The sequence below is a fragment of the Bacillota bacterium genome, from assembly GCA_040757205.1.
In the GTDB taxonomy this organism is placed as follows: domain Bacteria; phylum Bacillota; class Desulfotomaculia; order Desulfotomaculales; family Desulforudaceae; genus Desulforudis.
In genome coordinates this window covers 31989-44916 of record JBFLXL010000008.1, presented here as the reverse complement: position 1 = coordinate 44916, position 12928 = coordinate 31989, and the positions used below count along the sequence as shown (strand labels likewise).

Annotated in this window: 15 protein-coding genes; 6 read left to right on the top strand and 9 right to left on the bottom strand. The window is 62.7% G+C overall.

Features of this window, described 5'->3' with window-relative positions; genetic code table 11:
* Positions 1 to 2: 2 nt before the first annotated feature.
* The 4 genes from AB1402_07265 to AB1402_07250 all read right to left on the bottom strand — a co-directional run bounded on the left by AB1402_07265 (position 3) and on the right by AB1402_07250 (position 3944).
* Positions 3 to 818 carry a 3D domain-containing protein gene (locus tag AB1402_07265; protein ID MEW6541394.1) on the bottom strand — a complete coding sequence of 272 codons (816 nt, stop codon included), beginning with the start codon at positions 816 to 818 and terminating at the stop codon, positions 3 to 5.
* Positions 819 to 1120: 302 nt separating this feature from the next.
* Positions 1121 to 2350, bottom strand: a complete 1230-nt coding sequence (locus tag AB1402_07260) for a stalk domain-containing protein (GenBank protein ID MEW6541393.1) — start codon at positions 2348 to 2350, stop codon at positions 1121 to 1123.
* A gap of 262 nt (positions 2351 to 2612) precedes the next feature.
* The gene (locus AB1402_07255) at positions 2613 to 3470 is read right to left on the bottom strand and encodes a mechanosensitive ion channel family protein (protein MEW6541392.1); all 858 of its coding nucleotides are present in this window, start codon (positions 3468 to 3470) and stop codon (positions 2613 to 2615) included.
* A 291-nt stretch (positions 3471 to 3761) separates the two neighbouring features.
* Positions 3762 to 3944 (bottom strand): hypothetical protein, encoded by a 183-nt coding sequence (locus tag AB1402_07250; protein ID MEW6541391.1) that lies wholly within the window; start codon positions 3942 to 3944, stop codon positions 3762 to 3764.
* Between the two features lie 98 nt (positions 3945 to 4042).
* On the opposite strand from AB1402_07250, the gene AB1402_07245 reads away from it, so the two are divergent.
* Positions 4043 to 4507 (top strand): NADAR family protein, encoded by a 465-nt coding sequence (locus AB1402_07245; GenBank protein MEW6541390.1) that lies wholly within the window; start codon positions 4043 to 4045, stop codon positions 4505 to 4507.
* A gap of 307 nt (positions 4508 to 4814) precedes the next feature.
* Positions 4815 to 5288: an RDD family protein gene (locus tag AB1402_07240; protein MEW6541389.1), complete on the top strand. Its 474-nt coding sequence runs from the start codon at positions 4815 to 4817 to the stop codon at positions 5286 to 5288.
* A gap of 237 nt (positions 5289 to 5525) precedes the next feature.
* Here AB1402_07240 and AB1402_07235 read toward each other — a convergent pair whose 3' ends face one another.
* The 3 genes from AB1402_07235 to AB1402_07225 all read right to left on the bottom strand — a co-directional run bounded on the left by AB1402_07235 (position 5526) and on the right by AB1402_07225 (position 7269).
* Positions 5526 to 5702, bottom strand: a complete 177-nt coding sequence (locus AB1402_07235; GenBank protein MEW6541388.1) for a hypothetical protein — start codon at positions 5700 to 5702, stop codon at positions 5526 to 5528.
* Between the two features lie 147 nt (positions 5703 to 5849).
* A complete protein-coding gene (locus AB1402_07230) occupies positions 5850 to 6713 on the bottom strand; it encodes an HAD-IC family P-type ATPase (protein MEW6541387.1) in 864 nt (287 codons plus the stop codon).
* Positions 6706 to 7269, bottom strand: coding sequence for a hypothetical protein (locus tag AB1402_07225; GenBank protein ID MEW6541386.1), 564 nt, complete (start codon positions 7267 to 7269; stop codon positions 6706 to 6708). The genes AB1402_07230 and AB1402_07225 overlap by 8 nt, the downstream gene beginning before the upstream one ends.
* Before the next feature lie 373 nt (positions 7270 to 7642).
* Between AB1402_07225 and AB1402_07220 the strand changes: the two genes are divergently transcribed.
* Together AB1402_07220 and AB1402_07215 are read left to right on the top strand one after the other, a co-directional pair.
* Entirely contained in the window at positions 7643 to 8530 is an 888-nt protein-coding gene (locus AB1402_07220; protein ID MEW6541385.1) for a hypothetical protein, read from the top strand.
* Between the two features lie 206 nt (positions 8531 to 8736).
* Positions 8737 to 9717, top strand: coding sequence for a hypothetical protein (locus AB1402_07215; protein MEW6541384.1), 981 nt, complete (start codon positions 8737 to 8739; stop codon positions 9715 to 9717).
* 29 nt (positions 9718 to 9746) lie between these two features.
* On the opposite strand, the gene AB1402_07210 is transcribed toward AB1402_07215, so the two are convergent.
* Both AB1402_07210 and AB1402_07205 read right to left on the bottom strand, forming a co-directional pair.
* Positions 9747 to 10097 carry a hypothetical protein gene (locus AB1402_07210; GenBank protein ID MEW6541383.1) on the bottom strand — a complete coding sequence of 117 codons (351 nt, stop codon included), beginning with the start codon at positions 10095 to 10097 and terminating at the stop codon, positions 9747 to 9749.
* 66 nt (positions 10098 to 10163) lie between these two features.
* Positions 10164 to 10499, bottom strand: coding sequence for a diguanylate cyclase (locus AB1402_07205; GenBank protein ID MEW6541382.1), 336 nt, complete (start codon positions 10497 to 10499; stop codon positions 10164 to 10166).
* Between the two features lie 114 nt (positions 10500 to 10613).
* Between AB1402_07205 and AB1402_07200 the strand changes: the two genes are divergently transcribed.
* Positions 10614 to 11057, top strand: a complete 444-nt coding sequence (locus AB1402_07200) for an Rrf2 family transcriptional regulator (protein MEW6541381.1) — start codon at positions 10614 to 10616, stop codon at positions 11055 to 11057.
* Between the two features lie 229 nt (positions 11058 to 11286).
* Complete coding sequence (hcp, locus tag AB1402_07195) at positions 11287 to 12915, top strand: hydroxylamine reductase (GenBank protein ID MEW6541380.1); 1629 nt, start codon at positions 11287 to 11289, stop codon at positions 12913 to 12915.
* Positions 12916 to 12928: the final 13 nt, after the last annotated feature.

Sequence of the window (12928 nt, the reverse complement as noted above, 5' to 3'; positions counted from 1 at the left end):
TGCTATTCTTCTATTTTCCCGATGATCTTGACGTCCACCCAGCGCCGGCCGAACTGCAGGGCTTCCTCCCTGGTGTGCATGTAGATATCGATCCGGTTGCCCTTGATGGCCCCGCCGGTGTCCTCGGCCCGGAAGTAGCCGTAGTTTTCGACGTAAACGAGTGTCTTGTAAGGGATGACCTCGGGGTCGACCGCGATCACCCCGATCCGCGGCCTGGTCATGGTCGCGGTGTAGCCGTCGCCGGTGCCGCAGTCCGGGGTGTAGGCCGTGGCAAGCATGGCCAGCATCCGCCCGCCGCCCCGGGTGGCCGGTTCGGTTTTCGAACGCTCCGGGATGCGCGCATTTGCGGTTTGGGCCGACTGGTGAACGGTTGGTTCCGGGGGGGGTGGGCCGGGGGCGGCTTCCTGGGAACGGTCCACCCGGTCGGGCAACGGGGCTGCCTGGGAATACCCGCCCGGGGTATCCCCAGGTGCCTGCTCGGGGCGCCCAACCGGGGCACCAACACCAGTGGATCGGGCCGGGTCAGCGGGTCGGGCCGGCAGGTCGGCGGCAGGCGCGTGCGAGACCACCGCCGCCACCGCGGGGATCGTCGGCGGCCCGGTGTCACCCTTGAGCCCGAAGAGAGCCGTGCCGCATACCACCAGCAATACCGCCAGGCCCGAGATCAGGAACAGGCCGCTGGAACCCCGGCTCTTCTTTTCATCCGGCGCCGGCCGGACCGCCGATGCGGTTACCCCGCCGGTGAGCGATATCCTGGCACACGTGTTCCTGTTCCGGGAGGTCAGCGTGTGCCATTCCGAAGAACTCAGAGCCAACACCCACCCGTCAATGCAGATTCCGCAATGGGCAATAATTTACTGTTCACCCAGTTATTGTAACCTAGCGAAGTTGGTTTGGCATCCTTCCGTAAAGAGGAAATAACTGGAATGAGGGCGGCTGAGGGCCATTATCCAATCCGGAGACTTCCGGTCGGCCTTTTGCGCGCAATCGGGAGTCCGTCTGCTCAAAAAGGGTGAATGGGGGTGTTGTCCGGTGCGGGAGAAACGCGCCACCGCCCAGCGCCCGCAGCGATCATGCCCGTGAAGGCCCAAACAAAGCACGACGGACCGGCCGGTCTTGATTAGTAATCGAAAGCTTTCAGCCAGTAGTCGCGGATGATGCTCTGGCCGTAAGTCGTCCCGGGAACCGCCCAGCGCGCGTTCAGCCCCTGCCAGGTCGGAGCGCACCCGCGCTGTACATAGACAAACCGGGGGCTCAGGAGAGTTTTACCGGGCGGCAGGTCCGTGGCGGCACTGGTGGCGTAGGCGTAAAGGTGCTGAATGTGCGCCTCGACCCCGGCTTCCGGCGTGGCGAAGGTGGCGCCATGGCGCCCCGCCTCCAGACGGACCCGGCTCGGGTCGGCCCCGTTCAGGGGTTCCCTGCCGGTCAAAGGACGGTCTCTGGAGATCGCCCACAGCCCGCAGAAGTTGTTCTGGTCGGGTTGCACCAGGCCGGTAAACTGCCAGTACCCGGTTTCCTTGGCCGCCTGGGCCAGGGCCAGGTCGCCGCGGACGCCGTACTCGGCGCCGATCCGCAGGTAGAGGCCCACCAGGTCCGGGAAGGGGACGAACTCCCGCCCCCACTGCTCAGTCCGCACGCGCTTCCGGGCTTCAGCCTCCAGCCAGGCACGCAGTTGGTCGGCGGTGGCGATTGCCGGCCCCAGAATGGTCAGTTCGGCGACGGCCCATTCCCGGCCGTCCGGGAGCCTGACCCGCGCATCGAACTTTCTGAGTTCATCCAAGTCGCTCCGGAACTTATCCAGTTGGGCCGGGCTGAAAGTTCCTTCGTCCCGGCCCAGGAGTTCCGCCGTGTTGATGCGCGTCCCGCCGAGCAGCAGGATGTTGGTCCGGTAGGCGGCGAGCTCCGCCAGCAGACCGCCGCCGGGCGGCGGCATGGGCCTCGTTTCCCCGTACTCCTCCGGCCCGCGGCTGGGCGGCGGGGGCGGCGGAGGCTTCGGTTTGGACCGAATGGTCACCTGCCGCGCCGCGCTGTCCCAGTCCACCGCGCAGTCGAGCGCCTCGCCCACCGCCCGCAGGGGAACCACCGTCCGCCCTGCGGCGGTCACGAAGGGCTCGCCTTGGCCGGGAGAAATCTCCTTGACCCGGCCGTCCACCACGATCTGCACCGGTTTCAGGCCGCCCGTCCGGGCCGGGAGCTGCGCCCCGTCCCGTCCCCCGGTGGTGATGACCACCCGCCTGGTTGCGCCGACCCACTGCACCTCGAAGTTCAAGCCCTCGCCGACCGCGCGCAGCGGCACGTACACTCGATCGTCCTTGATGAACGGCTGCTGATCGGCAGCGGGAATAGCCAAGGGTACGGCGTTGATGATGACGCCGACGTTGGTGCTTACGGCCGTGGCCCCGGCCGTCCCGGACGGCGTCAGGACAAACAGCGCCAGGCACAGCAGAACGGCGGACAGGAGCGTGGCGGCAGTTGGTCGGTGGATAGGCCCTCATCCTCTCCAGGATTCGAACTAATCCGTACAAATGCGACAGCTTACTTCATATTGGCCAACTAATTGCACTTTAACATGGTTTTCCGGTTTGTCCAATACTTTTTAGAATGCTGCGGGGCTACTCCCGCCGGAACACCACCGTGCGCGGGTACGGGATTTCGATGTTCTCCCGCTCAAACTCGGCTTTGATCATCTCCCGCAGCTTGCGGGCCACGGCGAAGTGGGTCATCGGCTTACACTCGGCCATCACCCGCAGCACCACGGCGGAATCGCCGAGGCTCTGCACCCCCAGGACCCGCGCCTCGCCGATGATGTCCTCGATCTCCATCCGCAGGTGAGCCAGCAGGGCCTCCAGCACCCTGACGGCCTCTTCGACCTTCTCCTCGTAGGCGATCCCGACGTCCACCACGGCGGCGCTGTTCTCCTTGGAGAAATTGGTGACCTGGGTGATGCTCCCGTTCGGGATGAAGTGGACTTCCCCCGTCCACTGCTTAATCCTGGTGATCCGCAGGCCAACCTCCTGAACCGTGCCGGTGAAATTGCCGATGGCCACGTCGTCGCCCACGGCGTACTGGTCCTCCAGGATGATGAAAAGACCGCTGATCACGTCCCGCACCAGGTTCTGCGCCCCAAATCCGACCGCCAGGCCGATGATGCCGGCGCCGGCCAGTACCGGGCCGAGGTTGAAGCCCAGTTGGGCGAGGACCATCAGCACCATCACGAAATACACGACGTAGCCGACGACGTTGCCGAGCAGCGCGCTCACCGTGCCGAGCCGGCGCTCGTCCAACTTGACGAGGCCCTTTTCCCGCTGCTGAAGCAGCTTCTGAATGGCCTTGCGCGCCAACCGGACGATCAGGTAGGCGGCGGCGACAACGACCAGTACCCGGACCGCCACTTCAACCGCCTGCAACCAAAAGGCGGCGTCCAGGAGGTACGTCTGCGTGCTCGCCCTGAGCTCTTCAAAAAAGGTCATTCCGTCCACCCTCTATTCCCCCAATCTCCGGTACTTTTTGCGGCGGCGTTCCTTTTTCCTTGGGCGCCGAGGGGACCTTCCCCGTGTCGCAATCCCCCGTGTCGATTGGCGGCAGAGAACCGTCCCGTGCCGCCGGCGTGTCGCCGTCCCTGTGCCGCATCGGCCACTTGGTGCGCGCACCGGGAAACCCGGTATTCCTCACCATTTCGCGGTCTCTGGGCGGTCGGGCGTCCTTGGTCTTAAGTCCTTCGCGCATTATGTGCTTTTTCCTCTCTTTGCCTTTCCGTCCTATTATTCGCCGCCGTCCCATTTAAGGTTTGGGATTATCATATCCCGCTTGCCGGAAGCCCCCTCACCGGGGCGCGGGTCGTTTACCGCAACGGCCGGCATCTGGTGTTCCGCCGCCTCCCACGGCGCCGTTACCGTGCTGATATCGCGGCCTTTTTTGATCCGCCGGTCAATCTCGGCCGCCAATCCTCAATGACAGAAGAAGGAAAACCCTGGATCACGTCGAATATAACAAATGCAACTAGCCCAATCCCCAAGTTCACACACAGGTAGGGGGCTTGCCGGTGATCAGGTTCTGGAAGACACTTGAACCCTACGGCTTCATGAACACCGTTTCGCCCTACGGCTTTGAGCTGGACGGCCGCTTCTGGCCGACCGTGGAACACTATTACCAGGCCGGCAAGTTCGACGAGAACGCCGAAATCACTTACACGAGCGGCAAAACCATCTCCATCCGCGAGCATGTGCGCTGCCAGGCCACCGCCAAGATGGCCGCGATCGAGGGCCGCAGGCGGGACCTGCCCCTGCGGGCCGACTGGGACACGGTTCAGGAAGAGGTGATGCAAAGCGCCTTCCGGGCCAAATTCACGCAGCATCCCGAACTAAAGGAAGGACTGCTCGCCACCGGTGACGAGGAGTTGGTGTACGACTCCCCCGATGACTACCGCTGGGGAGTCGGGAAGCAGGGCACGGGGAGAAACCGGCTCGGGGTCTTGCTGATGCGCCTGCGGGACGAGCTGCGGGCGTAAAGAGACGAGCGGCAGCCGGCGAAACCGGAATGGCCCGGGCCGGTCTAGGAGAGTGTTGCAAAACCAGAAATTGGACAAGAATTAGATCTAAACGCCTTTATGGATAACTATTCCAAAAGACTGGAGGCCGCGAAAAACAAGCATGGCTTGATGCGGCGAAGCCGGACGGCGCGGAGCGTACTGGGTGGTACGTGAGCATCGGACGGCGAGCCTGACAAAGCCAGGCGCAGTTTTGCAGCGGTCTCCTAGACCGCGGGCGGCCGCATATATTGTGGCAGTAACATGACCACCAAGGAGGTTTGAAGGTATGTACGATCAGGACCAATTCGACCACCCGGAGCAACCGGTGGTACCGGCGGTACCGGTGGAATACGCCGGTTTCTGGGTCCGGGCGGTGGCCACGATTCTGGACGGCTTCATCCTGGGCATTCCCATCACCATCTTCGTCTCCTCCCTCTTCGGCTGGGAATGGTATACCGGCGGGGCGACCTCCGGCCGGGCCGACTTCGTGAATTTCCTGCTCTCGGTCTCCGTCACGGTCGCCTTCTGGGTGCACTGGGGCGGCAAGACGCCCGGAAAAAAGATCATGGGCATTAGGATCGTCACCTACCGGGACCGGCAGGAATTCGGCTACGGCAAGGCGCTGCTGCGCTGCCTGCTCGGCTATACGGTCAGCGCGCTCCTTTTGGGGCTGGGCTTCGTGTTGGTGGCCTTCCATAAGGAAAAGCGCGGCTTGCACGACCTTATCGCCGGGACCTGCGTAGTCTACGACCACCGGTAGGAAAGGCATTCGCCCGCGACAGGGGGTCGGCCTAACTAGTCGCGCCCGGCCCCGGCCGCTCCCGGCACCCGCCAGGGTCTCGGGTCCGCGTAACCTGGCGCTTATTGTCCTTGCTTTTTCCCAAGAAGATCAAGAGCGCCGCCGGCTCAAGGCTGATCGTGGCCGCCGTTGCGTATCGTCACCCCAACTCAGCGGGGCAAACGTATTCCCGCCAAAAAGTTTTGTTTTGTTTCGCGGCTACGTTTTTTTTGCATACGCCAAGAATTCCTGTAAAAACAGGCTCCACAACCCGTTTGCTTCACGTTCGGCAACAGTTCCCGCCGCTTTCATTTCCAGGCTGATTTCCACGGCTTCTTTCAAGAGGCTTATCGCTTCACGAAGTTTTGTTCGCAAAACCGTCAGTTTCTCTTCCATGGCTCCCTCCTGCGGGACTGTGCTCGACCGCCGCAATATCCTTGTCTATAGCTTGCTTGCGCCCTTCTTCCAGTGCGGCAACAATAGTGGCAAAGTTATCGTCGGTCAGTACAATGGAAGAGGCGCTTTTGGTCACTTCCGTGCCGCTCAACCCATAGCGATGCCCACATCGGCTTCTTTGACCGCCGGCGCATCGTTAACCCCATCACCCGTCATGGCGACCACATGACCGTTTCGTTTCAGCACGCGCACAATGCGCAGCTTATGCTCCGGCGTGGCACGCGCACACACTTCCACTCGTTCAAGACATTCACCTAGTGCTTCCTCGCTCATTTTTTCAATGTCGCTGCCGGTCAGCAGGCGACCATGCCGCAAAATGTCCAGTTGCCTGGCAATAGCCATACCGGTGGCGGGGTGGTCCCCGGTGATCATCAAAACCTTGACCCCGGCCCGGCGGCATTTGGCTACCGCTTGTTTGACCCCCGGTTTGGGCGGATCCTTCAACGCCGCTTCGGTTGGATCACCCTGAATATGGCCGTTGTCGCCGTCATAGCCGGCGTTATTGCATAAGGTGCAAATGCTGAGGATTTGGCGCAGTTCCGCATCCTGAGCGGGATCAACCACGCGGCCTTGGCTGTGAAACCGCCCCTGGGGCAGATATCCTTCCCCGGTAACCTGCCAATGCCGGCTATAGCCCACAATGTCCGTCACCGTCATTTCGTTCTTGGTCAGCGTTCCGGTCTTGTCCGTGCAGATCACGGTGGCAGAACCAAGCGTTTCTACGGCATTCAGCTTGCGGACGACCATGTTCTTCCTCGCCATCCGGTGTACGCCGAAGGCCATGGCAATCGTAACGACGGCGGGCAATCCCTCCGGTATGGCCCCAACCGCCAAACTGATACCCGTGCGGATGATTTGCAGCGGCGGCTGACCGTTTATGAGACCGATGGCCACCACCAAGCCACAGGCGGCCAGGCAACTCACGGTGATTTTTTTGCCCAGGTTATCCAATGAAGTCCTCGTGCACCACCCTGTCCATCAGCATCCGGACCAACGTGCCGCCGATATCCAAGCGCTTGCACGTACCGCTGCTCACTTTTCCCGCAGAAATGGTCTCCATGGTTAGTTGAATACTGTTTTCCGCCAAGGCCGACATCAGACGCTGCACAAATCGTGTTCTGCGCCGCTCATAAAAAGCCTCGGACAACCAGTCCACGGGAGGCAGGACATCATCACTCAAAGTGATTTGCACATCGGTCCGAACACCGTCGAAACGCGCTTGCAACGATGCCGTGAAAATGGTGTTTATCCGTTCCATCAGGTTCTCCGAAAAACCTGTTTGCACGAAATGCGAGACAATCCGGACCGCCGTCGTCTCTCTGGAAGCAACCATCGGTTTTACGGCCGCGTCCAACAAAGCAAAGGACTGATTGATTTCCCTCGTCACCAAGGCCAGACAACCGTCAACCGCGTCCGCCGTGATTTCGTCGGCCGCACGGAAAGCGGCACTTTCGCCGACACGATATGTATTCTGTTGCCGAATGCTCACTGCCAGTGACGCGGTCATCCGCACTCACTCTTTCCGACCGGTTTACGCCTCTTATTTTACCGGTGCAATGTTAAGAGAGCGTGAGGATTACGTAAATTTTGCTTTACAGTCGGCAACAAGGCTTGATCGTGTCATTTGGGAGTCGCCGTTCCGCCGCCTAAGCCGATTGCCCGCTCTTCAGCTTGGCACCTGTTGTTCCTCTCCCACATAGACTGTCACCAGCATCCAGGCAAATCATTCCACCATAAGAAAGGTGTGGGAAAACGTGAAGAACCATCGTTCAGTACTTGAACGCCACGCGCCTCAACTGATGTTACTGCCAAATGTAGTAGGAGTTGGGCTGGGATACAAAATCACGGGGCAAAAAAATACTTCGGAGAGGTCCCTGGCAGTGTTCGTCAGCGAAAAACTGCCGTCCCAGGCGTTGCCGGCGGCTGCCCTGGTCCCCAAGCAGTTGGGGAATGTGCCCACCGACGTGGTCGAAGTGGGCCGGATTCAGATTCACGCCGGGCGGACGGAAAAGTGGAGGCCCGCACCGCCGGGGGTAAGCGTCGGTCATTTCCGGGTCACGGCGGGGACCCTGGGCGCTCAGGTCACCGAGCAATCTACCGGCAGGCTGTTGATTTTGTCCAACAACCACGTAATCGCTAACGAATCGAACGGCACCGACGGCCGCTGTACCGTCGGGGACCCCATCGTCCAGCCGGGCGTCCACGACAAGGGCAACCCCGAAATGGACACCATCGGGCGGCTCCTGAAATTCATCCCGATCCGCTTTGAAAGCCAAAGCCAGGAACCCAGCTGTCCCACGGCGCGCCGGTTTGAAAAGGCTTTAAACCGCCTGGTCCGCCTTTTCCAACCGGACTATTTTGTAAAGATCTACAAGCGACAGACCGGGGAGAACCTGGTGGACGCCGCCGTGGCCGCCCCGCTGGACCCCGCGGACGTAAAAGCCGAAATCCTGGAAATCGGCGTGGTGCAGGGCACGGCCGAAGCCGCGTTGGGGATGGCGGTTAAGAAGAGCGGGCGCACCACCGGGCTCACCCACGGGCAGGTCACCTATGTCGCGGTCAAGATGGTGGTAGGTTTCTCCGGCGGGCGTTCCGCCGTCTTTACAGACCAATTTCTGACCGGCCCGATGAGCAGCCCCGGAGACAGCGGCTCCCTGGTCCTGGACGGGCAAAACCGGGCTGTGGGCTTGCTCTTTGCCGGTTCCAACCGGGCCACGGTCTGCAACCGCATCCAGAATGTGCTCTCCCTCTTGGGAATCGCCTTGTAGGCTCCTCTACCGCCAGCCTCAGGCCCGTCAAACCTGACGGGCGGGCAGCCGGACGAACGGAGGATATGTTCAACTATGACCTAATTACTAGTATTTGTAACCTTATTATGACCGTGTCTGCCGGCGATGGGCCGGGGTACCCGCGTTAGCGGGTCGGCGCGGTGCGGAAGTGATACAATGCGGAATAATGCCGTTTCGGAGAAGGGGTGGCGGAGCGTTTGTCCCAACCGTGTTCCTGTATCGCCGGGGGAGCATTCCTGCAGTGCTGCGGCAAAGACGCCGCCGACCGGGACGCGTACCGGCTGTTGCTGTGCCTGGGCAACGACGCTTCCCGGCCCTTCTACGGCCGATGGACGCGGCACCGCGAGCTGGTGCGGGAACTGGTGGACCGGGCCGCCGCCGGGACCCGCCGCGAGCGGTGCCTGGTGCTGGGGGCGGGCAACGGCAACGACATCCCGCTCGGCCACCTGGCCGACACCTTCACCGAGCTGACCCTCTTCGACCTCGACGAAACCGCGCTGGCGGCGGGCGCGGGCAGACTCACCGCCCCCCAAAAGGCGGGTGTGCGCCTGCTCACGGGCGACCTGACCGGGCTCGCCGCCTCGGGCGCGGCGGAAACCGTCGTACGCCTCGCCCGGCACGGCCGGTGGCCCGACCTGGCCCGCTACCTCCTCACTCTCCGAAGAAAAGCCGGGCTGCCGCCGCCGCCCGAACTCGGCTGCGGCTACGACCTGGTGGTCTCCGTCTGCGTGGCCACCCAACTGTTCGTACCCTTCATCGGGGCGGTGGCCGGCCACTCCCCCATCCGGGACCGGATCCACGCCGCCGCCGCCGGCGTCACCCGGGCCCTGTCCGACCGGCTAGGCGAAATCATGCACCGCAGCGTCGCACCCGCCGGCACCGCTACGCCCGCCGGCGCCGTTGCTTTCGCCACGGACATCCTGGAATGGAATGCGGCCCGGCTCGGGAAGGACTGTGGGCCGGCCCCGCTCGCGCCGGATTCCGAAAAGATCGACCCGGCGGCGGTCGAGGGACTGCTCCGTACCTACAGTCACCTGAAGAATGCCGGGGCAGTGCCGGAAAACCTGACCCGCCTTTTCACCCCGGTCCACGCCATGGACTGGGTCTGGGCCTTCAGCGACCGAAAGCAGTACGTCGTCCGCGGGTTTGTCCTGCACCCCCGTTAGCAAAAGATCGTCTTCATTGGTGCTCGGCGTCAATCTGGTCCGGGGTCTCTAGGTATCGGCAACCAGAGCACCCGCTGGCTCCGCATTTGCCCCCGGCCCTTGACCCACCTGCGCCGGGACCTTTTCACCCCGGCGTCGAACCGCTTCCTAAAGCCTTCATTCCAGAAACCGTTGGCCTGCATGACGTGAAAGTCGCGGGTACTAACCCCGCATCCCGGACAGCGGGCGATCCGTAGCGCGGCGTCCCAGACGTACTCCAGCGCGTCCGCGCAGTACGGGCACCAGGCCCTGCCGCACCGGGGGTCGGCCTCCACGCCGTCCGCCGGCTTGGTCGGAATGTTGCCCACGCCGCCTGCAACCTCCCCCATCAGGCGCTCCATTATCCCGCCCGGTGCCCCCCGCCCAGGCGGAACCCGGAACACGCACCCTGCATACTAGTTACACACTCACCCTGTTCTTTCCTTTTTCGGCCGCCGTCTTTCTGACTTTATGCGCTCAGTATACGGGGCAGTTGTCGGCCTCCCTGAACAAGTCGCCCAGGCTCTCTGCATCCTCGTCGGTGACCATAAAACCAATCGACAAGCAGAAAGGCAGTTCGGGATGGTCCAGGTTGTGCCGCTCAATCGCCTCCCGATCCGCTGACAGGCATTCTGGACCACCGTTTTGTCGCTCTCCGGCAGTACGACGGCGAATTCGTCTCCCCCTACCCGCGCCACCACGTCGCTTCCCCGGAAAACCTGCTGCAAAACCCCGGCGGCCGATCTGAGCAGGGCATGTCGCACCGACCGGTACTTGCTTTCTAAAATTTTTGCGTTTGGCACTTGCGTTGCCTTATGCTTCTGTTGTAGTATAAGATAAATAGGATGATTTTAGTCCTCTATAGGAGAGAGCGCACCGTGCAGATCACCCGTCAAACGGAATACGCCGTTCACACCCTGCTGGAGTTGGCCCGGCTGCCCTTCGGCGAAATACTGCCGGCCAAGGTGATCTCCGAACGCCAGGAGATCCCGGAAGACTTCCTGAAAAAGACCATCCAGCTCCTGGCCCGGGCCGGTTTGGTGCACACCCAGCGCGGCGTCCAGGGGGGCGTCCGGTTGGCCCGCCCCAGTTCCGAGATCCGCCTGGGCGACGTCATTACGGCGATCGAAGGGCCGCTGGCGATAAACGTCTGCCTCGCCTACGGCAACGAGTGCCCCAACAAGGGCACGTGCCATATCCACCGCATCCTGACCAGCGCCCAGCAGGCCCTCGTGGCGGAACTCAACAGCAAGACTTTCGCGGAGATCGTGGCGCTGGAGCGGTCCGGGCACGGGCACGATGCCCGGGGCGCCCCGGCCTGAGCACGGGACCAAATTTTTTTCGGGCATAGAGGACAAATATCATCCATTACATCTAAGGGGGGATTATGGGGGGATTAGGCACAAGACGCACAAAGACTTTGCGACCACCCAATCAGATGCGCCCAAGCTAAAAGCGATTCCAACAAGCCCAGCATTTTGAACCGGCAAGTGTCTTCCGGGGGTTTTAAAACCCCCAAAAAACCGAAGGGAGAGGAAAAAAGAAATGAAGATGTTCTGCAACCAGTGTGAACAGACCGCCCAGGGTAAGGGCTGCACCGTTACCGGCGTCTGCGGGAAGAAGCCCGAGGTGGCCGCGCTTCAGGACCTTTTGCTCCACGCGGTGAAGGGCCTGGCGCTCTACGCCCACGAGGGGCGGCGCGTGGGGGTCGTGGACCGGGAGGCCGACCGGTTCACCACCGAGGGCCTGTTCGCGACGCTGACCAACGTCAACTTCGATCCGGCGCGCCTGGAGGCGCTCATCCGCCGGTGCGCCGCGCTGACGGCCCAACTCCGGGAAAAGGTGCGCCTGGCCGGCGGGAACACCGGCTTCTCCGATCCGGCGGCCTCCTTCCAGCCGGCTCCCGACCTGGACGGCCTGATCCGTCAGGGGCAAGAGGTGGGCCTGCCCTACGATCGCGGCGCCGACCCGGACGTACAGTCCCTGCAGTCGATCACGGTCATCGGGGTCAGCGGGATGTCGGCCTACGCGCTGCACGCGCAAGCCCTGGGGCAGGAGGACGACGCGGTCTACGCCTTCATCCACCGGGCCCTGGCCGCCCTGACCGATCCGGCCCTGACGCTTGACGATTGGGTCGGGCTGGCGTTGCAGTGCGGCGAGGTCAACCTGCGCGCCATGGAACTTCTGGACGCGGGCCACACCGGCACTTACGGCCACCCGGTTCCGACCGCGGTGCCCCTCGGGCACAAGCAGGGGAAGTGCCTCCTGGTGTCCGGTCACGACCTCAAGGACCTGGAGGCGGTGCTCCAGCAGACCGCGGGCCGGGACGTATACGTCTACACCCACGGTGAGATGCTGCCCGCCCACGGCTACCCGGAACTCAAAAAGCACCCGCACTTCTACGGGCACTTCGGCACCGGCTGGCAGAACCAGAAGAAGGAGTTCGCCCAGTTTCCCGGGGCGATTCTGATGACCACGAACTGCCTCCAGGAACCGAAGGACGCCTACGCCGACAACATCTTCACCACCAGCGTCGTCGGCTGGCCGGGAGTCAAGCATATCGCCGGCGGGGATTTTGCCCCCGTCATCGAGAAGGCGCTGGCGCTGCCCGGTTTCGCCGCCGACGAGGACCGGGGAAGCGTCTTGGTGGGATTCGCCCGCAACACCGTGCTGGGCGTGGCCGACAAGGTCATCGCCGCCGTAAAGAACGGGGACATCAAGCACTTCTTCCTGGTCGCCGGCTGCGACGGGGCGAAGCCCGGCCGCAACTACTACACCGAGTTCGTGGCCAAGACTCCCCGGGATACCGTGGTCCTGACCCTGGCGTGCGGCAAGTTCCGTTTCTTTGATCAAAAGCTCGGCGACATCGGCGGCATCCCGCGCTTGCTGGACATCGGGCAGTGCAACGACGCCTACTCCGCCGTCCAGATCGCCGTGGCGCTGGCCGGCGCCTTTAAGTGCGGCGTCAACGACCTGCCGCTTTCCATGGTGCTGTCCTGGTACGAGCAGAAGGCGGTCGCCATCCTGCTCACCCTGCTGCACCTCGGGATCAGGAATATCCGCCTGGGGCCCAGCCTGCCGGCGTTTGTCTCCCCAAACGTCCTGGAAACGCTGGTCAAGGCCTTTGACCTCAAGCCGATCACCACGCCGGACCAGGACCTGGCGGCGATCCTGGGCTAGGTCAAAAGAAAAG

Bases quoted from the DNA above. Each gene is read 5' to 3' on its own strand.
- AB1402_07210 (MEW6541383.1), bottom strand. From the start codon at position 10,097: ATGGAGCGCCTGATGGGGGAGGTTGCAGGCGGCGTGGGCAACATTCCG.
- AB1402_07235 (MEW6541388.1), bottom strand. From the start codon at position 5,702: ATGGAAGAGAAACTGACGGTTTTGCGAACAAAACTTCGTGAAGCGATA.
- AB1402_07225 (MEW6541386.1), bottom strand. From the start codon at position 7,269: ATGACCGCGTCACTGGCAGTGAGCATTCGGCAACAGAATACATATCGT.
- hcp (MEW6541380.1), top strand. From the start codon at position 11,287: ATGTTCTGCAACCAGTGTGAACAGACCGCCCAGGGTAAGGGCTGCACC.
- AB1402_07255 (MEW6541392.1), bottom strand. From the start codon at position 3,470: ATGACCTTTTTTGAAGAGCTCAGGGCGAGCACGCAGACGTACCTCCTG.
- AB1402_07240 (MEW6541389.1), top strand. From the start codon at position 4,815: ATGTACGATCAGGACCAATTCGACCACCCGGAGCAACCGGTGGTACCG.